Annotated in this window: 18 protein-coding genes; 2 read left to right on the forward strand and 16 right to left on the reverse strand. The window is 39.0% G+C overall.

Annotated features, from left to right (window positions below):
• Positions 1–906 (reverse strand): DUF6607 family protein, encoded by a 906-nt coding sequence (locus tag ZA06_RS05350; RefSeq protein WP_053976347.1) that lies wholly within the window; start codon positions 904–906, stop codon positions 1–3.
• A 73-nt stretch (positions 907–979) separates the two neighbouring features.
• Here ZA06_RS05350 and ZA06_RS05355 point away from each other — a divergent pair, with 73 nt between their 5' ends.
• Positions 980–3,112: a TonB-dependent receptor plug domain-containing protein gene (locus tag ZA06_RS05355; protein ID WP_053976348.1), complete on the forward strand. Its 2,133-nt coding sequence runs from the start codon at positions 980–982 to the stop codon at positions 3,110–3,112.
• Between the two features lie 13 nt (positions 3,113–3,125).
• Positions 3,126–4,217 carry an HmuY family protein gene (locus ZA06_RS05360; protein ID WP_053976349.1) on the forward strand — a complete coding sequence of 364 codons (1,092 nt, stop codon included), beginning with the start codon at positions 3,126–3,128 and terminating at the stop codon, positions 4,215–4,217.
• Between the two features lie 78 nt (positions 4,218–4,295).
• Here ZA06_RS05360 and ZA06_RS05365 read toward each other — a convergent pair whose 3' ends face one another.
• The 15 genes from ZA06_RS05365 to ZA06_RS05435 form a co-directional block, all read right to left on the reverse strand.
• Positions 4,296–4,922: a carbonic anhydrase gene (locus ZA06_RS05365; RefSeq protein ID WP_053976350.1), complete on the reverse strand. Its 627-nt coding sequence runs from the start codon at positions 4,920–4,922 to the stop codon at positions 4,296–4,298.
• A gap of 8 nt (positions 4,923–4,930) precedes the next feature.
• Entirely contained in the window at positions 4,931–6,790 is a 1,860-nt protein-coding gene (locus ZA06_RS05370) for a SulP family inorganic anion transporter (protein WP_053976351.1), read from the reverse strand.
• A gap of 177 nt (positions 6,791–6,967) precedes the next feature.
• Complete coding sequence (locus ZA06_RS05375) at positions 6,968–7,597, reverse strand: carbonic anhydrase family protein (RefSeq protein ID WP_053976352.1); 630 nt, start codon at positions 7,595–7,597, stop codon at positions 6,968–6,970.
• Positions 7,598–7,635: 38 nt separating this feature from the next.
• Positions 7,636–8,427, reverse strand: coding sequence for a universal stress protein (locus ZA06_RS05380; protein ID WP_053976353.1), 792 nt, complete (start codon positions 8,425–8,427; stop codon positions 7,636–7,638).
• Positions 8,428–8,433: 6 nt separating this feature from the next.
• Positions 8,434–10,026, reverse strand: coding sequence for a SulP family inorganic anion transporter (locus ZA06_RS05385; protein ID WP_053976354.1), 1,593 nt, complete (start codon positions 10,024–10,026; stop codon positions 8,434–8,436).
• 83 nt (positions 10,027–10,109) lie between these two features.
• Positions 10,110–10,412, reverse strand: a complete 303-nt coding sequence (locus tag ZA06_RS05390; RefSeq protein ID WP_053976355.1) for a hypothetical protein — start codon at positions 10,410–10,412, stop codon at positions 10,110–10,112.
• Between the two features lie 56 nt (positions 10,413–10,468).
• Positions 10,469–11,227, reverse strand: coding sequence for a tetratricopeptide repeat protein (locus ZA06_RS05395; RefSeq protein ID WP_053976356.1), 759 nt, complete (start codon positions 11,225–11,227; stop codon positions 10,469–10,471).
• Between the two features lies 1 nt (position 11,228).
• Positions 11,229–13,004: a BatD family protein gene (locus ZA06_RS05400; protein ID WP_053976357.1), complete on the reverse strand. Its 1,776-nt coding sequence runs from the start codon at positions 13,002–13,004 to the stop codon at positions 11,229–11,231.
• Positions 13,005–13,040: 36 nt separating this feature from the next.
• A complete protein-coding gene (locus ZA06_RS05405) occupies positions 13,041–13,874 on the reverse strand; it encodes a tetratricopeptide repeat protein (RefSeq protein ID WP_053977075.1) in 834 nt (277 codons plus the stop codon).
• 145 nt (positions 13,875–14,019) lie between these two features.
• Entirely contained in the window at positions 14,020–15,057 is a 1,038-nt protein-coding gene (locus tag ZA06_RS05410; protein WP_053976358.1) for a VWA domain-containing protein, read from the reverse strand.
• A gap of 48 nt (positions 15,058–15,105) precedes the next feature.
• A complete protein-coding gene (locus ZA06_RS05415) occupies positions 15,106–16,110 on the reverse strand; it encodes a vWA domain-containing protein (RefSeq protein ID WP_053976359.1) in 1,005 nt (334 codons plus the stop codon).
• Positions 16,111–16,121: 11 nt separating this feature from the next.
• Positions 16,122–17,828, reverse strand: a complete 1,707-nt coding sequence (locus ZA06_RS05420) for a BatD family protein (protein WP_053976360.1) — start codon at positions 17,826–17,828, stop codon at positions 16,122–16,124.
• A 15-nt stretch (positions 17,829–17,843) separates the two neighbouring features.
• Positions 17,844–18,710 (reverse strand): DUF58 domain-containing protein, encoded by an 867-nt coding sequence (locus ZA06_RS05425; protein WP_053976361.1) that lies wholly within the window; start codon positions 18,708–18,710, stop codon positions 17,844–17,846.
• 97 nt (positions 18,711–18,807) lie between these two features.
• Positions 18,808–19,809 (reverse strand): AAA family ATPase, encoded by a 1,002-nt coding sequence (locus ZA06_RS05430; RefSeq protein WP_053976362.1) that lies wholly within the window; start codon positions 19,807–19,809, stop codon positions 18,808–18,810.
• 153 nt (positions 19,810–19,962) lie between these two features.
• Positions 19,963–21,024 (reverse strand): DUF4382 domain-containing protein, encoded by a 1,062-nt coding sequence (locus ZA06_RS05435; RefSeq protein WP_053977076.1) that lies wholly within the window; start codon positions 21,022–21,024, stop codon positions 19,963–19,965.
• Between the last annotated feature and the right edge of the window lie 233 nt (positions 21,025–21,257).

Genomic DNA, 21,257 nt, shown 5'->3' on the forward strand with positions numbered 1-21,257 from the left:
TTATTTTACAAAAGATTCAATTAACGGATTGATCTCCTCCGCTGTTTGGTATTTTTCAGCATCAAACAAATATTTAAACAATACTTTGTTGTCAACTTTTTCCTCCAAATATAAGTCTTTATGTCTAGCAAACACTTCATCCCACTTAGCTCTTACCAAAGCCCATTTAGCCTGATTGGTATTCCAGTAATCTTGAGCCGCTTTACACATGCTATCGTCTACTTTTACATAAGTATTGTACCCCTTTTCCTGAGCCAAGACCTTATCTTCTTTTCCTTCCTCACGTACTAACTTGTCGTTGTCTTGGTTGTGGATCCAACCGTTATCTGTGATTTCGTGACGATTTCTTCTTACAGTCACATTATAATCACTACGTTGGGTATACTCACGTCTTGGAAGTGGCGCCGTAGTTGTATTTTCCCAATAGCTTTTGCCATCTACGTGTACCCAAGTCGCAGTCCCTTCATATCTTGGGCTGTCATCGACTTGAAATACTTTTTGAGTCCATTGTCCTTTTACATCATTTTTTGGCAAACTAAGGTAGCTCCACTTATTATTGTGGTCGTACACATACAAATCGGTGTTTTCGAATTCCCAATCCTGTCTCCAGTGCTTTACAATATGAGGCGCGTCTGACGGCCCTACAATCAATAAATGCTGCATGGAAATTTTATCCTTGCTGTCCTCTACCAACTGTACCCACTCCAAACCTCTATCGTGTTTTGTTTTGGAAGGCACATAAGTTGAATCGCCAGAATACTCAAAAGTTTCGGCAAAATTGAAATTTACCTTATAACAGCCACACATATCTTTAATGGCTTGTTGATCTTGCTTCTTCTTGTTTTGGGCATTTAGGTTCACACTAAGGAATAATGCCGCTGCAACTAATGGAAAAATACGTTTCATTGAGAAAATTTTATTCTTATTTAGATTGATTTAAAATAACATTGATATATTTGCATCGCAAAACTAATCAAGAATGAGTCTAAATAAAAATAAAATTGTCGTTTATTTTTTACTTTTTTTAAGCCGCTTCGCCTTTTCACAGGAAGTAACACAAGACTCTACCCAAGTTGAAGCTCTATCCGAAGTAGTGGTTACAGGGCAGTACAATCCCCAGTCTATTAAAAAATCGGTGCACAATGTTATAGTTATAAAAAGGGAACAAATAGACAATCAGGCAGCCAATAATCTAGCCGATTTGCTCAATTTCAACCTGAACCTTACCATCCTACCAAGCTCACAGACTGGAAAATCAACCATTTCATTTTTTGGTTTGGATGCTCAATACTTTAATATTCTCGTTGATAACATTCCTTTGGTAAGCGATAACGGACTTGGTAACAATATTGATTTAACGCAAATCAACCTAGATGATATTGAGCGCATCGAAATTGTGGAAGGTGCAATGGGTGTAGAATACGGTGCCAATGCTGTTTCTGGTGTCATTAACATCATTACCAAAAAATCCATTGATAGCAATTGGAAATTGGAAGCTTTAGTCCAAGAGGAAACCGTAAGCGATGAATATGCTTGGTTTGATGAGGGAAGACATATACAAGGCCTAAACCTAGCTCACAATTTCTCTGATAAATGGTTCGCTAAAATAGGCTGTAACCGTAACCAATTTGCAGGTTTTTTGAACGATAGACAAGGAAAAGATCATTACTTAAATGATAGCTTACGTGGTTACGCATGGTTGCCAAAAACCCAACTTACTAGTGGCGCTATGGTCAATTATAAAACAGATCATTTCAACCTTAATTACAAGTTTGAATATTTTAGTGAGACCCTAAATTTTTACGACCAAGCCGTAAGATCCAATTACGACGTTCCTTCGCAAACCATAAACCCTTCGTCTACAGATAAAATATATACCACCAAACGATTAGTCAACAATATAAACCTTAATGGCACATTAAAATCTGGAGAAAATTACCAAGCTTCCCTTTCCTATCAACAACAGGAACGTGACCTAAATCAATTCACCTATTTCATCCTTAGCGAAACAAAAACAGATGAAGCTGACACTACCTACCAATCCAGCAAAGTATTCTTTTCTAAAGGTACCATGAGCAACTTGCTAAAAAGCAAAGCATTCAATTTTCAGTTGGGCTATGAGTCCCGTTATATTGAAGGATTTGACACCAAAGCTTCAGGAGACTACACCCAAAATGACAAAACTCAGACTCAAGGGAATTATGCTTTGTTTGGCTCATCAGAATTCCAACTGAACAATTCCATTTCATTCAGACCAGGATTACGCTACGAGTACAATACAAAGTACCACTCCAAAACAACAGCTAGTTTAAGTGCTCGCTATTTAATGCTTTATGGCTTTGAATTTAGAGCCAATGTAGGAACTTCTTATAGAACTCCAAATTTTGAAGAGCTCTATTACTATTTTGTGGATTCCAACCATGACGTTAGGGGAAATGAAAACTTAGACCCTGAAAACGGAATTACCACTTTTATAAACTTAAAAAAACGCAGTTACATCAACAACACTTCTTTACTAAACTCAATAAAATTGAGCTATATAGATGTTCAGGATAAAATTGATTTAGCTGTGGTAAACACTCTTCCACTTCAATATCAATACATCAATATAGATAGGTATACACTATGGGGACTCACCTCAGACAATGCCATAAACACAGACCGTTGGACACTTAAATTGGGGGCTACCCTACAAGGCATTTCACGTGTCTACAACAATGAAATCAATGGCAATGACAATTTTCTATATGCCTATCAAATCAATGCAAGCAGTACTTATCACCTAAAAGAATGGAACACCTTTATCACCATGCTTTTTAAGTACCAAGGCCCCACTCAAAGATATGTCCAATCAGATGAAGATGAAGATGGGAATGCATTATTCACCCAACAAACCACCCATGGTTATGGTTGGCTGGACGCTTCTGCTAAAAAATCATTTTTTAAAGAAAGACTAACAGCCACTTTAGGAGCTAGAAACCTATTGGACATCACCAGTGTGAATATTAGCAATTCCAGTTCTGGAGGCACACACTCCTCAGGTAGTCAATCCCTACTGTTGGGTTACGGACGCTCATTTTATTTAAAACTATTATATAATCTGAATTTTTAAAATTAATACCATTATGATCAACAAACTTTTTACTGTATTATGCGTAGCTGCTACCTTGGGTTTTACAAGCTGTAGTAGTGATGACGATTCACCTTCTGGCCCAATTTCCATTGTAATTGAGGGCGCAAGTGTAAGTCCAGAAGTAGGAGGCCCAAACCAACAAAACCAAGTGTATGTAGATTTGAGCACCAACACCAGCACTAGTGTACAACGCGATTCTTGGGATCTTGGATTTTATTCTGGTGATGAATTCAAAGTGACCATCAACGGATCTATCTATATGGCTACTGCGGCTTTAACTTTAACCGATATTGATGCGGTAAGCTCTAGCGACCAAGAGGTACAGGAATTACAACCTCAAGTTGCGGTTGGAACCTTTCAAGCGGCGAGTGCAGCCTTTGTAGACGCGCCATCAGGAAACATTTCTCAAACAGCTATCTCAACAATTTCAGATAACGATGCCGACAACAAGGTATACTTATTGAACTTGGGATATGAAGTTGGTACAGAAACTCCAGAAACTGGAACCATTGCCGTAACCGGTGAATCAAGAGGATGGATGAAAATTCGTATTTTAAAAGACGGTAATGACTATGTATTGCAATATGCCAATTTAGATGACACCACTCATGAAGAAGTTGTGATTTCAAAAAACAACGAGCACAATTTCACCTTCTTTAGTTTCAATACCAACAGTGAAGTTAATGTTGAACCAGCCTCAGTTAATTGGGATTTAAACTTCACGGTATTCACAAACTTAATCGAAGGTTACGGTGCTTATGGATATTCCGATTTTGTGGTGAATAACACAAAGGCCAACGTTGGAATCTATATGATCGATTCTGAAGTCGAGACCGAATTAACCTATAATGATTTCACTTTGGCTAACCTTGTTGACGCCAATTTTGTATACAATGACCAAAGAACTATTGGAAGTAGCTGGAGAAATGGCGGAGGTCCTAGTGCTTCCCCTTCTGTAAAAGAAAATGTATTCTACATCATCAGTGATACCGCTGGGAATCTTTACAAACTAAAATTCTTGGCAATGTCCACCGCATCTGGTGAACGTGGAAACCCTGAGTTTGTATACTCACTATTGCAATAACACTTTTCATCATTTGAATAGTTAGTTTTTAGATTAAAACAAAAAAAAGCCACTCAACTTGAGTGGCTTTTTTTTGTTTTAATCTAAATGATAAATCTTCCTAATGTTTTCCAATATAGCTGCAAAATCAATTTTCAAGTCAATGAGTTTCCCTGAATGCACATCAAACACCCAACCATGAACTTTTAAGCCACGCTCCCTAACTGCCTTTTGAATGGCTGCCGTTTTAATTAAATTGACACATTGCTCCTGCACGTTCAACTCAATTAAGCGATCATAGCGTTTATTTTCGTCTTCAATGGTATTGAGTTCTTCGGCGTGTAATCGATACACGTCCCTAATGCTACGCAACCAAGGGTTTAGCAATCCCAAATCTTCCGATAACATAGCTGCCTTAACCCCTCCGCAGGCATAATGTCCACATACCACCACATCTGCAACCTTCAAATGGTTCACTGCATACTCCACCACAGACATCGCGTTTAAATCGGTAGCAATAACCATGTTTGCAATGTTACGGTGCACAAAAGCTTCTCCTGGTTCTAGGCCCATAAGACCTTCCACATCTACACGGCTATCGGAACAGCCGATATACAAAAACTGGGGGCTTTGCCCCTTTCCCAACTTATGAAAATAAGCGTTATCCTTGGCCAATTTCTCTTGAATCCACTTTTCGTTATTTTCAAAAACTCTGTTTAAATCCATTTTCCACTCTAATAAATCACGTTATTTTTTATCCAATTTGTTCCCTCCTTGAAAGTACCAAAAATACGATCTTCCGATATCAATTCCGGTATAATTCCAATGCGTTCCATCATGTAACGAGGTTGCCTTAATAGACCAACCAATAAAACGGTTACTCCGTTTTTACTCAATTCCTGTAAAACATCTTCAAAGGCATATAAACCCGATTGATCCATATACTGCATACGTCCCAACCTAATTACAATTGTTTTGGCATTTGATGGGATTTGGGCCGCCAACCTTTGAAAGTCGCTAGTTGAACCGAAAAACAATGGTCCCTTTACATGTTTTACAAATACCTCGTCTTTTAATTTTTCAGGAAAATTGGGAGCGTCATCCCAGGCGGTTTCTTTGGCCAAAGGTTTCACATCCGAACGTTCGGCTGTGAGATCCCCAATCTTTTTCATAAACATCAACGAGGCAATGATAAGTCCAATTCCAACGGCATAGACCAAATTCCAAAGAGATGACAGCACTAGTACAACGATCATGATCAACACTTCCGAACTCACCCAAAATGGACCAATACGTGTATCTCTTGGAAGACTTGGGATGGCCTTTAAACCTTTGTAATCCATAACCCCTATTCCTACGGTTATCAGAATTCCTGCTAAAACCGCTGCAGGAATTTTAGAAGCAATTGGACCTAATACCAATAAAATGATGAGTAATACCAAACCTGCAATCATTCCAGACAACCGAGTCTTACCACCGGATTGAATATTTACAACGGTTCTAATAGTTGCTCCGGCGCCAGGAATGCCTCCAAAAACCGCCCCAATGCTGTTGCCTATGCCCTGCCCTATCAACTCTTTGTTTGGACGGTGTTTGGTTTTGGTCATATTATCGGCCACGATACTAGTCAACAAGGAGTCAATGGCACCTAAAAGAGATAAGGTTAATGCCGTGAAAATATAGGGTGTTAACTGTGTAACACTAAAATTGGCAAACATGCTAATATTGGGCGCAGGAAAACCACTGGGGATTTGTTGTATCGGCTTGTAATCCAATCCAAAAACAATCGCTATGGTGGACATTACCAATAATGCCACCAAGGTGCTTGGCACTGCCCTAGTAATTCGCTTAAATCCATAAATGATAAAAATGGTGCCCAAAGCCAAGACAAGCTCCAACCAATTAATATTCATGAGTGCTCTTGGAAATACTTTAATGGCCCCCAAAACCCCCGAAGCATCATTGGCAGCCAAGGTTTCTGATTCTTTAAGAATATCGGCTTCATCGATAAGTTCTGCCCGATTGATGGTTTCCTTAAAATCTTCCAAAACCAAAATACCTTCACCCGCTTCCTCCTTCAAAATATTTTCAAGAATGACCTCTTCGGCCACGGGCTTAAATTGATTTACATAAGCAGCATCCTCTTTTGGGTAATATCCGAGAGAAGGTAAAATTTGAGTCACAATAATAATCACCCCAATTGCCGACATAAATCCCGAAACTACAGGATATGGTATGTAACGGATGTACTTTCCCAACCCCAAAACTCCCAAACCAATTTGCATGAGCCCAGAAAGCAAAAACACAATTAAAATAGTAGGAAGCGCCTTTTGAACATCTCCATCGTTGGCAGCTACAATACCAGCAATAACCACCATACTCACCGCCGTCATAGGAGCGGTAGGCCCCGAAATTTGCGTATTGGTTCCTCCAAATAAGGCCGCAAAGAAACTTAAAAAGATAGCTCCATAAAGTCCGGCACTGGGTCCTAAACCAGAACTCACCCCAAAGGCAAGGGCCAATGGCAATGCCACAATCCCTGCTGTAACACCTCCAAAAGCATCACCTTTAAAATTGGAGAACAATTTGTTCAATTTCTATCTATTTATAAATGCTACACTAAATTTACCTCTAATATTTTAAAGAAAAAAGAGCATTCAAAAACACTTTGAAACAAATTGTATTTTAAATACTAAAGAATAAAAAAAGCAGCGCCAACTAAGTGATGGCGCTGCCCAAATAAAAATTTAACGTATGTTGTATGCTAAGTTTTATTCATAGAAAGTTACGGCTCCTGTATTGATATCATACATGGCGCCAATAATCTTAATTTCTCCATTCTTTTCCATTTCATCAAGAATTGGACTTTCTGCATGGATTCTTTCAATGGTTAAATGCACGTTTTTCTCTGAAACGGCATCTACAAACTCTAAATTTTTAGAATTTCTCAAGCTTTCATCTGAAGGTTCTGCCACACTGTCTACTGCAGGTGTAATTTTTTGAATCAGCTTGGTTAGATTACCCATTTCGGCATGGTCGCAAGCGCCTTTTACAGCGCCACAACTGGTATGCCCCAACACCACAATAAGTTTGGTTCCTGCCAATTTACAAGCAAACTCCATGCTTCCAAGGATGTCTTCATTTACAAAATTTCCTGCAATACGAACACTAAAAATGTCTCCTAATCCTTGGTCGAATACCAACTCGGCAGAAACTCTGGAATCGATACAGCTTAAAATGGTGGCAAAAGGAAACTGCCCCTCGCTGGTGTCATTCACCTGTTCCAATAAATTCCTGTTTGCCTTAAGGTTATTTTGAAATCTTTGGTTTCCTTCTTTCAAAAATGCCAATGACTTTTCTGGGGTCATGGTTGCTTGTGTTTCCTTAGTATGTGCTTTCATAATTTTATTTTGATTTTATATCCTGGTTTAGCATCAAATTATTGAGCTGATATTAAAAGGGATATATTAAAATTGTTTACAATATTAGTAATATCTGAATGTTTTGTTTTTACTTCTTGTCCCGTTTTTGTCCTTCCACGGTCTACGCAAAATAGATTTACGTTACTTTTGGAAAGGTAACTGGACATATTTTTTATGCTTTGGTCTCCTGACTCAAACACATATTCTACCGTTTCGTAAGCATCTGTTTGTTCTTCCTTAGCTACATCCCCATTCGCAATCTTAAAGGATTTTAATGGCTGCTCGGTATAGGCCAACAACCTTCCTGCAAAACTTGGAAAGTTACCATTAAACACTCCCAATGACAAGGGTTGTTTAGGCTCCAAACTGTTCTCAGAACCTACAATCATCAAGATAACCTTGAACTCCTCCATTACAAATTGGGTAAGACCATCACTGCCCAGACCCAATAATTTGGATTCCTTTTTGCCTATAACGATAATATCTGGACGACTTTCCTTGATATGCGAAGCTATCTCGTTCTTCACATTGCCAAAAGCGAAGTTGAAAGGAATCTCAATTCCATAAGCTTCCGAAATGGGCTGGATCAATTCTTGAATTCTTTTCTTGGTACTGCTCTTTTCTTCGTTAATGCTACGCATGGCAGACAACTGATTTTCCTTGTGCACAATATCTCCAGCCCTTTTTACATGAAACAACTCAATATTGCCTTGAATCATGTTGGCCAAACTTATTGCACTTTTCACGGTCGCTTCCGTTGCAACTCCCAAATCTGAAAGTACCAATATGTGATGTGCCTTGGATTCCATAACCGTTTAGCTTAAACTTAGTTTTGATTTTGGACGCTCCTTAAAAAACTTCACAAAACTTGGAGGGTTTTCAACCACACCACGTTTTGAAACTAGTTTTACATCAATATTTCGCTCTTTTGCTTTATGCGTAAAGTCCTCAAGGATCTCAATAATATCATGATCCAAATAACGGGTCTTCATTAAATCGAGTTCTAAATAGGTATCGCGAGGCAAGCTATCCAATTCCTTCAAAATGGCACCTTTGTTAAAGAAGGTTACTTCTTCTGCCAGGGTCATCTTAATTTGGTGCTTACCATTGCTCTTATCTTCAATATGCAAAAAGTGTGAGTTTTGGTAGCTTTTTAGAAGAATGACAACAATTCCTACCAAAAGTCCCATACTGATTCCCACCAATAGATCGGTAAATACAATCCCTACTACGGTAACAATAAAAGGCAACCACTGTTTCCAACCCAACTTATACATCTCGATGAACAATTTTGGTTTTGCCAATTTATATCCTACAACTAACAGGATAGCGGCCAAAACAGAAAGTGGAATCATGTTCAATAACCTTGGGATAAGAACTACCGATACCAATAACAGCAATCCATGAATGATGGTAGCCAATTTAGTACGCCCTCCAGATTGAATGTTGGCGGAACTTCTTACAATTACCTGGGTAATTGGCAAACCTCCAATTAAACCCGAGAAGATGTTTCCTGTTCCTTGAGCCAATAATTCTCTATTAGTTGGTGTTACATTTTTGTGAGGATCTATTTTATCTGTGGCCTCTACACACAATAGAGTTTCCAAACTTGCCACTAACGCAATTGTAAAGGCTGTTACCCAAACTTCGTGATTGGTAATGGCTGCGAAATTAGGAAAGGTAAACTGACCCAAAAAGGAACTAAAATCATCAGGAATTGGCACACTTACCAAATGGGTTTCCGAAATGTTTAAAGCACTGTTGGATTGTGTTAAAACATAAAACACAATACCTAATACCACGGCTACCAAAGGCCCTTGAATGATCTTAAAGAATTTTGCCTTTTTAGCCAATACATTGTCCCAAAAGAGAATTACTCCAAGTCCAACGATACCAATGACCATGGAGCCAATGATTAAATGATCGAAAATATGAAAGATGGAAGAAAAGGTATTTTCTCCCGAAAGTTCGAGGAAACTATCCGCTCCTTCCGGTTCGGCATCATAACCAAAAAAGTGAGGAATTTGCTTGAGGATGATGATAATTCCAATTCCAGTCAACATTCCTTTAATCACCGAAGACGGAAAATAGTACCCGATTACTCCCGCTCTCAAAAAGCCAAGAGCTAATTGGATGACTCCTCCCAAAACTACTGCAACCAGAAAATTTTCATAACCTCCCAAAGTTCCAATAGCTGTCAAAACAATAGCAGCCAAACCGGCGGCTGGCCCACTAACACCAATATTGGATCCACTTAAAGACCCTACTACAATTCCTCCAATAATACCGGCAATGACCCCAGAAAACAATGGAGCTCCACTTGCCAAGGCAATACCCAAACATAGGGGTAAAGCCACAAAAAACACGACTATACTAGCCGGAAAATCTTGCTTAATAAACTTAAACATACGCTAATTTTTTTCACCTTTAAAAAGGCTATAGTTAAACATAAAATGTGGGCCTAGATGAGTATATCCAGACCAAACTGGGTTTAAACTATTGTATGTTCTGGTGGGGGAGAAATGATTTTAAAAAACTTCTTGGAGTAATGTTTTACAGGTAATACCGTTATCCTTTTTTCCTTGGAAACATCAAATACCAATTCGTTTTTATCAAATTCAAAAAACTTGATTTCGTTATCCTTAATTTTTTCTACAGACTTTTCCTCCTCTTCATTGACACTGAAAAAGGCTGCCATATCAAAATCGTTATCGAGAACGGCCACAACAGTAGGTGCTGCAATAAACGCAACAAATACTGATAAAAAGAAAATTGTAATGGCCTTTTGAAACATTAGAATTCGTAAAGTAACAAATATAACACTCGTTACTAAGAAATTCGTTAAATAATTTAAAAAGTCTTCAACAAGCGTATGTCATTTCCGCTTATCCAGCCCGTTTTTCCGTCGGAGAGTTTAATTTTTTTCCAATCGTTAAGTGTATCCAAAACTTGAACCTTGGTACCTTCATGCAACCTAAAGGCTTCTTCACTTCTTAAATTAGGTTCACTTTTCACTTGGCTTTCTTGTGCAAACACAATGGCAGGTTGGTCCCTGCGCTCCAATTCATACCTATGGAACGCAAATGTTAAAGCTATTAGGCTAATTCCTAGGAAAGCAAAACTGGATACAAATGTGACACGTTTGGTTACAGTGGAATAACTGAAATAATAATAAAGATACAGCACCACAAAAATAAATAACCCAGCCACTGCTGCATAGGCCCAACCATCAAATCCCAATGATCTAGTGGCACCATTTACTATTTTTGAAAGACCAACTTCTGGAATTACATCAATGGCATCTATGGTCATATTTTTTGCAAATGCCATGTTGTTTTGGATTTCCCTGTCGTTTGGTGCCAATTGCAGTGCCTTTTCATAATAGAAAATACTCGGCGCAATATTGTTGAGCTTATAGTTGGCATTTCCCAAATTGAAATACACCTCGGCAGAATGCTTACCATTATTCAAAATAGCTTCATATTTCTCAATGGCTTCGGCATAATCACCATCATTGTAAAGCTTATTGGCCTGCTCAAACAATGAATCGTTTTGGGCAAAGCCTAAAGTAGAGATCAGTACAAAAAGGATAAGGAATAACTTTTTCATCTTAACTAATTTGCTTATCAATTAATGAAATTGTCTTGGCAGATTTCTCATAATCCTGCTGCATTTCTACATTGGTAATTGGGGTGTATCGCGCCAATTCGCAATTCTTTAAAATCCCAACAAACTCATCCACCACAGTAGTTTCTACATTTTTGGACGTGAGGAGTTCTCTAATTTTATCCTTACTGAACTCGCTGGTTTCAATATGCAAAGTCGCTTTTAAATAATTGTGAAGGGCCTTTTCAAGGGCCACATAAAAGGCTTCCTTTTGTCCCAAATTGCGCTTGGCTTCTCCAAGGTACTTTTTCGCCAACCTATCGGCCTTACGGATTTTATTTCCAAAGACATCTGCGGCACGTTTGTCACGTTCCTTTCTGTAAACCATCGCCAATGGAATAGCCAACAATGGTAGCAATAAAGAACTCCAAAACCATGTAGACTTAAAGAAGTACTGAGGTTTGATAGGCTTTAAATTAGCATCGGTTTTTATGAAGGCAAATTGGTCGTTACTTAGAATAACCTTTTGCTTATTGCCCGCCGCTGTAGTAAGACTATTATCTTGTGTGGCATTGTTGTTTGGACCTTCCAAAACATCAATGATAATTTCATCTGAAGTGATGCGCTTATAGCTTTCTGTTTTTAAATCGAAATAGGAAAAGGACACCTTCGGGATTGGATATTTCCCCTTAAACTGAGGCACCACAGTATAGCTATCTGATATACTTCCCTGCATTCCTCCAAGCGTTGTTCTAACATTCTCAGTATATTCTGGCTCGTAAATCTCTAAAGAACTAGGCACGGTCAATTTAGGAAGCTTGAACAGTTTTAAATTTCCATTTCCAATTACTTCTGCCTTTAATTGCAAGGATTCCGTAGCATTCAATTCGTTTTTGGAAGCTTTCAACTTAAAGTCAAAATTCCCCACAGCACCAGTAAAATCAGAAGGTTTATTTTCTTCCGGTAAGGGTTTTACATTAATGGTTTTAGCGCCTGCTGAAACTGTACGGTGCACCTTGGTCATTAAGCGCCCACCAAAAATATCGCGGCGGTTGGTAGGTACATCAACCGTTACATCTAAACTTAAAGGTTCTATGTCCAATTTTCCGGTTTTCTGTGGATATAGCACGGTTTTACGCAACACCACATAACGGTATTCTTCGCCTTTGTAGGTGCCATTTTCTACCTTCAGCCCTTTGATATCGATATTCTGACTCCAGAAATCACTAAACTTAGGATTGTCAATTTCCCTCCAATTACTCACCCCTGTATTGGCAGACACATAAAGTTTGTATTCCACCGAAATAGCCTCGTTGAGATAGGGGTTGGTTTTAGAAACCTCAGCCACTAAGTGAATATTATCTTCTGCTATATTATCGGCATTGTAAGGATCGTTGGGACGCTTTACGGCTGCCGTAACCTCAACCGCTACGGTTTGGGTTTTATAAATTTCTCCATCAATTTCTATGGTCGCCTGATTGATGGTAATTTTTCCTCGCTTTTTAGGAGCCAGAAAATAACTGTAGGTTTTAGAAAATGAGCGCTTTCCGTTAAGCCACGAATTGCTCACCGAAGTATTGGGACCACCTACAACATTGAAACCTGCAAAGTCCGGAGGAGTAAAATTGTCCCCGTCCTTATTCATCTCAAAATCGATGCGCAAACGCTCGTTAATCCCAAGTTTGGTCTTGCTCACTTTGGCCTCAAACTTAACTTGGGCAGCCGTTATTGCGGTGCTTAAAACAAATAACAATATTGTGATATGTTTGATCAATTTCATGTGTCTATCTGCAACTATAAATCTTGAAAATTTGTTCTACCAGTCCTTTTCTGCTTTTACGGGAGTGCCTTTTTGCTTTTCGGCATTCATCTTCTCCTGAACTTTTTGTTCTTGATTGTTCATGGCCTCCAATAAATTCTTTATCTGTTGTGGCGACAATTGTCCAGGCTGTGGATGCGGCTTTTGCTGCTCCTTGTCCTTCTCGTCACCTCCCTGATTGTCTTTCTTGTCGTCCTTAGGCTTTCCTTTGTCATCCTCTTGATCATCGCCATCTTTTTCATCTTGATCACCTTGATCCTTTTGATCTTGGTTTTGCTGATCCTGATTTTGTTGATCTTCTTTCTCCTGATCCTGGTTATCCTCCTTATTCTCGTCTTCGTCCTTCTTGTCCTTATTGTTTTCCTGCTGACGCTCTGCACACTCTTTGGCCATGGCTAAATTATACCTTGTTTCATCATCTGATGGATCATTGCGTAAGGCATTCTTAAAAGCTTCCACAGCTTCTTGACACTTTTCATTTTTCATCAGGATATTTCCAATGTTGTGGAAAGCTTTGTGTTTTTCCGCTCTGTCTGTAGCATTTTTGGCTGCCTGTTGGTGACGATAAAGCGCTTCATCATAATTGCCCTTTTCGTAATAGGAATTTCCTAAATTATAGGTTCCGGATACAGTAGTAGGCTGTTCGGAAATGGCTTTTCGGTATTCCATTTCAGCACCTGTATAATCCTCCTGCTCTACCAGTTCGTTGGCATCATACACATATGAATTGGCTTTTTGGATCGCCTTTAATTGCTCTTTTTCCTTGTCTTTGTCCTGCGCAAAGGAAAATCCAGTGGTGACCATTAAGAGTACTAAAACCAATTGTTTCATTTGTGACTTCATTATTAAACTAAAAGGCCAAAACCTTTGTTTTAAACCATTTGACATACCAAGATATAAAACCCTGTTTTTTATGTCCGTTAAAAAATTTATAAAATTGCCGTTCTGCCGACAAGCTACTTAAATAGTAGGGAATCTACAGGTTTTCGTTAAATAAATTCAACTTCTTCAACCATGCAGTCTTGCGTTCCAACAAGAAAATATCGATGAACAAAAAGAAAATCCCAAAGCCCAAAAACCATTGAAACTGGTCTTTGAAATCGGCAAATTCCTTAGATTCAAACTCTGTTTTATCCATCTTGTTCAAAATCTCATGGATGGTCTCCACAACTGTAGCCGTATTACTTCCATTTATATATTCCCCGTTCGCTTCTTCAGCAATACTTTTCAAGGTTTCCTCAAGTAACTTCGTAATTACCGTTTCACCGTTGTTATCCTTTTTATAGTTGAGCACTACCCCGTTTTTCTTAATAGGAATAGGGCCTCCTTTCACATCTCCAACCCCAATGGTAAAAATACGAATGCCTTGTTTATTGGCTTCTTCTGCAACACGTGAAGACATTTCGCTGTGGTCTTCCCCATCTGAAATGATGATCAACACCCTATTGGTTTGTTCTTCATCATCAAAATAGGTTTTGGCCAATTCAATGGCTTCATCGATAGCCGTTCCCTGTGAAGACAACATGTCTGTATTCATATTTTGAAGGAACATCTTTGCCGAAGCATAGTCTGTGGTAATTGGCAATTGCGGAAAGGCCTTCCCTGCGTAGGCAATGATCCCTACACGATCACTGGCCAAATTATTGATGATTTGGGTAACCAACTGCTTAGCCTTTTCCAAACGGTTAGGCGCAATATCCTCGGCCAACATACTTTTGGACACGTCCACAGCAAACACCACATCCACCCCTTCACGTTTTACCGTTTCAAGTTTGGTACCAATCTTAGGGTTCACCATCGCCAAAGCCAAACAGGCAAAGGCCAAACACAATACCACGATTTTCAAGATGGATTTAAACAAGGATTGGTTAGGGCTCAAACGCTGTAACAGTTCCTTATTGGCAAATTTCTTTTGGGCTCGGTATTTCCAAACCTGGAGCATCAAAAAGAGTAGGATGATTATTGGAATGACCAATAATCCCCAGAACCATATTTTTTCGTCTAATTGATACATAATCTATTCTTGTTGATAACCGTTATCAGGTTATCCATTTAATTATTATTACACAAAACTTCTAAAAACAGTAGACCTCAGCAGCACTTCAACCAGCAACAAAATACTAGCCAACAATACCAATGGGCGGAATTTCTCTTCGTAATTATAGAATTTGAATTCCTCTATTTCCGTTTTTTCGAGTTTGTTGATTTCTGCATAAATCTCTTCCAACTTTTTATTGTTGGTTGCCCTAAAGTATTTTCCTCCAGTAACCTCAGCGATTTCTTTCAACAGAGCCTCATCAATTTCTACTTGTACACGACCATACTGAAACTTACCGTTAGGCATAATGGCAATTGGAGACAGGGCCATTCCATTAGTTCCCAAACCAATGGTATATACTTTAATACCGTATTCCAATGCTAATTCACTAGCTATTTTAGGATCGATGAATCCAGAATTGTTCACCCCATCGGTCAACAAAATGATGATTTTACTTTTAGCCTTACTGTCTTTTAATCGGTTTACAGAAGTCGCCAATCCCATACCAATGGCCGTACCACCTTCAATGATGGTGTTGTACTTAATATCGTCCAAAGAACGTAATACAATGGCCTTATCGCTGGTAATTGGTGTTTTGGTGTAGCTTTCTCCCGCATACTCTACTAAACCAATTCTATCATTTGGACGCCCTTTGATAAACTCTGCTGCCACATCCTTTAAGGCTTCCAAACGGTTAGGCTGTAAATCTTTTGCCAACATACTGGCCGAGACATCTATAGCCATGACAATGTCAATACCTCGGGTAGTCTTGGTTTTAGTGGAAACATCCACGGTTCTAGGTCTGGCTAGAGCTGTAATAAGTAATCCCAAAGCCAAAAGTCGCAAAACGAATAATAAATGCTTCAATTTCGGCAACCAAGTATTGGTAAGTTTAAAACCTTTTAAGCTGGAAATCTTTAGTTCGGCTGTTTGCTTTTTGTGTTTCAACACATACCATAGCAAAGCCAAGGGCAACACCAACAGCAGCCAAAAAAATTCTTTATTTAAAAACTCTATACCTTCCAACATTTAGCTCTTGTTTATTTCTCTTGTTCGGCTTCTTGTTCTTTTTTAACCAATTCCACAGAATTGATAATGCGATCTATCATTTCATCAGCATACACGTCATTATCTGGCCAGGTAACCATCACCTGCTGTAACACATTTTCTGATGTAAATTGCAATATGGTATATTTTGCAGGCACCAAAGTTTCTGTATTCAGCAATGGAATGCTCAAACTTCCGTACGTTTTTAAACCTTCGGCCGCATTGGGCGTGATAAACTGTTCTCTTTTCACCAGAATATCCTTAGCACCTTTTTGTTCCATACCTGCAATAGCCATTTCTGAGGCTTGGGCCAAGTCAATCTTTGGAGCACTTTGATCGGCTCCCTGAGCTTGTTGCCCTTGTGGTGGTTGCTGTAGGACGGTGGTACTTACCATTACGCTGAACATATCCAAAAGGGTTCCGTAACTAAATGCTGTCACTTTTACAGAGCCTTGAGCTTCCTTTGGAAGCGGCAGCTCAACGCGCTTTAATACTCTAGGAGTTGAAATGCTTATTGGCGGCACCCCATAATCGCTACTCACCCATTCGCCCTCTAAAAGTTCTTTACTTTCATGACCAATAACCGTATCCTTTACATAGGCAAAGCCATATTTAATTCCAAGCCCTACAACCGTAGCCATCATCAAGAAGAAGGCAATGACAACCGTAATGATTACTTTTTTGCGTTTCTTTTTGCGTTCCTGTTCCTCCTTGTATTGTTGATCCAGTAATTTCTCTTCTTCCGTTGGTTCAGGAAGGGATTCCTTCACGTGATCGATCTCCAAATCAATCGTATTTCTATCCATTTCGGCCAAGGCCACATCTGGAGCAGACTTGGCAAATTTCACCAAATCGGCACGCTTCAAGATGCTTTCTAAGTTTTGGATGTCTTCTTTGCTTATGGAAATTTGGTTTCCTTCTCTAAGCAAATACAAACGTTCGATAAGCTCATCGGTAGTACTTTCCAAAGCGCGGTCATAGACCTTTTCATCCAGATACCTTCTAATGATGAAAGTCAATTCAGAATAGTATTCTTTCAATTCTGACTTTTGCAAATAATCGCTTTCATCCAAGCTTTTCAAGGCCATTTTTGCGCGATCGTAAGGCGGCAACAACGCTATTTTTTCTTCTTCGGTCAATGGCTTTTTTCGCCATAAGAACCAATATAGCAAACCGCCTACCAAAGCAAATATGCCCAAAACAGCCAAGAGGATTTTCCACCAATTGCTAGATGGTTCTTTCACTTCCATAAAGGGTTTTATATCGTACAAGCCTTGTTTGGTGGTATCCACCACGACTGTATTCACCTCAACTCTTAAAGAATCTGTGAAAAAGATTTTGTCGCCAATAAGAATTTTTTGATTTGGAATGATATAGCTCCCAGAATCAAACTGGGTCAAACCATATTTCTTGATTAGGTTGAATTTGGCCTCCTGTTTTGTCGTGTCTATTTCATAAGATTGGATGACTTCCAAAGGCGAAAAGGTTTGCCCTTCTGGAAACACAACCAAATCTGTTGAATCCGCTTCCACGGCAATTTTATAGGTAATCTGTTCTCCAATTTTAATTTTGGTAGAATCTACGGTTGAAGTTACTTGACCATATGAAACCTTTGTAAAACCGAATACCAAAAACAAAACACCCAAAACTTGCAGTTGTTTTTTGAGATTCAATTTTATAATTCCGAGGCTGTTTTTCATAGGTTATTATCTTTTTTAAGCGCGTCTTTTAAAATATCCCAACAATTTTTTCACATAGCTTTCATCTACGCGGCAGTCAATAGTTCCTGCTCCAGATTTTGTAAAGCTGTCCCTAAAATAATCTACCTTATCATGATAGAATTTAGAGTAATTGCGGCGTACCGTTTTAGATTGAGTGTTGACCAACATCAGTTCGCCCGTTTCCTCATCCTGCATTTGCACCATACCAATATTTGGGATTTCCTCTTCGCGTTGATCATACACCCTAATTCCGGTAACATCGTGCTTACCACATACTATTTTTAGGGTCTGTTTATAATCGTCTGCAATAAAATCGGAAAGCATAAATACAATCGCCTTTTTCTTCATGACGTTGGTCAAGAACTTTAAGGCTTCCACCACATTGGTTTGTCTACTTTTAGGTTGAAATTCAATAAGCTCACGAATGATGCGCAGTACATGCGATCTTCCTTTTTTAGGCGGAATGAAAAGCTCAATTTCATCTGAGAACAAAATCAAGCCAATCTTGTCATTATTCTGTGTGGCAGAAAAGGCCAAAGTAGCGGCAATTTCGGTAACCACTTCGTTTTTGAATTGCTGTTCCGTACCAAACAACTCAGAACCCGAAACATCTACTATCAACATCATAGTAAGCTCGCGTTCTTCCTCAAAAACCTTTATATAAGGTTCGTTGTAACGTGCCGTTACATTCCAGTCAATATTCCTTACATCATCCCCAAATTGGTACTGCCGTACTTCACTAAAAGTCATACCACGTCCCTTGAAGGTAGAATGGTATTCACCCCCAAAAATATGATCGGACAAACGCCTTGTCTTAATCTCTATTTTTCGAACTTTCTTTAATAACTCTTTAGTATCCATATTGGCTTACAGTATTTAGCAATCAGCAAATAAAGTATTGGTCACAGTTTGGCTAAGGCCTTGCTGCGAAACAAAATCAATTTCGTAAAGGCACCGATTAAGGCACTTCAATTTCGTTTACAATTTTATTGATGATATCTACGGAAGTAATATTTTCTGCTTCGGCTTCGTAAGTAATTCCAATTCTGTGGCGCAATACATCATAAACCACCGCACGAACATCTTCAGGAATTACATACCCACGGCGTTTGATAAATGCATAACATTTGGCGGCAGTGGCAAGGTTGATACTTCCACGAGGAGAAGCTCCAAAGGAAATCAACGGTTTCAAATCGGCCAATCTATATTTCTCTGGATAACGGGTCGCAAAAATGATGTCGAGGATGTATTTCTCAATCTTCTCATCCATATACACCTCCCGAACCGCCTTTTGGGCACTCAAGATCTGCTCGATAGACACCACAGGATTCACTTTTTCAAAAGCACCTTTTAGGTTGGCACGAACAATTAATTGCTCTTCCTCCAACTTAGGATAATCAATCACGGTTTTCAACATGAAACGATCAACCTGCGCTTCCGGTAACGGATAGGTCCCTTCCTGCTCTACAGGGTTTTGAGTGGCCATTACCAAGAACGGTTTGTCCAACACAAAGGTCTCATCACCAATAGTTACCTGCTTTTCCTGCATGGCCTCCAACAAAGCCGACTGTACTTTGGCAGGTGCCCTGTTGATCTCATCTGCCAACACGAAATTGGCAAAAATTGGTCCTTTTTTGATGGAGAAATCATTCTCCTTGATGTTATAAATAAGGGTTCCCACCACATCGGCAGGCAACAGGTCTGGAGTAAACTGAATTCTGCTAAAGCTCCCGTGTACAGCTTTGGACAGCGTATTAATGGCAAGGGTTTTTGCCAGTCCAGGCACCCCTTCCAATAAAATGTGTCCCTGCCCCAACAAACCAATAAGCAATCGCTCCACCATATGTTTCTGGCCTACAATTACTTTATTCATTTCTAGGGTAAGCAAATCAACAAAAGCACTCTCTTTTTCAATTTTCTCATTGATGGTCTTGATATCAATTGTACCTGTTTGTTCCATTCTATTTATTTTTAAACTCGAATATAGTATCCTTAATTGAGGCTTGCAAATTGTTGAAATTTTTCCTGCCAAACTGTTAATTGTAGGTTAAAAAACAAAGAGCAGCACGGATTGTGCTGCTCTTTAACAATTTTTTATTAGGCTCCTAACATTTTATAACATAATGTCCCCTAAGTTGGTTGTTTCACCTGAAATTACTTCTATCTCTATAAATTCTGAAGTTTCCAAACCAGAACCCTCTTCTGGCGCCACATAAACATTATATATTCCAGCTGGAATCCCTTCCAACAAAAAGGTTCCAAGTTCATCAGTTGAAGCAGAAACCATTTCACCTTCCACCATTACTGAGGCAGTAGCGGAAAGTCCTTCGTTAAGAACCGTTCCCGCGATACTTCCAGGCATTAACGGCAAATTGATAACACCTACATCTGTATATTGGCCATTGATAACTTCAACACCTTCAACCACTGTATACGTATATCCAGAACCTTCTGCAGGGTTAATGGTAACGTCATAAGTTCCTTGAGGCACGCCATTTAAATTGAAAACGCCTTCTTCATCTGTATAAGCCGAAATAATATTTCCATCTACTTCAATAGAAGCGACCGCTTGAATATTGGATGGAGAAACCATCCCTTCAATGATTCCAGAAGCATATTCTGCACTGGCATAGATAACTGGCTTTAAATTGATATTTCCAGAATCGCCAGCAATTACAATAGACTCATCAACAGTGAAGTCCAATAAGAATTCGTAGGTAAATCCGGGATCCAAGGTTTCATTCACCTTAATCTTCAAACCAGATTGTTGTGCACTTGGGGTTTGTAAGTCATGTGTCACTCCGTCAATAACAACAGTGTTATCGTTGCCCAACACCAATCTAATTTGATTCAACATGCCAGAAGGCACTTCAAAATTGTCTACCAACAATACACTGATACCTCCGGTAAGTTCCAAAAGGTCGTAAACACCAGCATTGATAGGACCTAAACTCTGCCAACCGCTTTCGCCGTCGCTGTTATCATTCACCTTCACCATAACATCTTGAACATCTATAAAGACGTTATCAAAATCGCCAGGTTCATCGGATAATCTAACAGAAATAAAAGAGGTGCCTTCCACGCCATTTCCGGTAGAGGAATCGCTACTACAATTTGAAAGGGTAAAAAATATGACAGCACTAAATAATAAAAAGGATGTTTTTAAAATCTTCATAAATAATTTGGGGTTTTGTCTATATATACGCAACATATCCTTCTTTTAGATTATTCAACTCAAAAATCCGACCATACATTTCTAAAAAACAATCGATTACAGAAATATTTTAACATAAACAGTCAAAACTTCACAAATAAGCTTTCTTCAGCTTACTTTATTCCTTTACATTTCTGTAACTTTAGTTTGTTTTTAAAGGCCTGTACCGCCAAAAAAGTTTGCAAATTTATGCC

Origin of the sequence: Mangrovimonas xylaniphaga (assembly GCF_001280435.1) — a bacterium.
GTDB lineage: Bacteria > Bacteroidota > Bacteroidia > Flavobacteriales > Flavobacteriaceae > Mangrovimonas_A > Mangrovimonas_A xylaniphaga.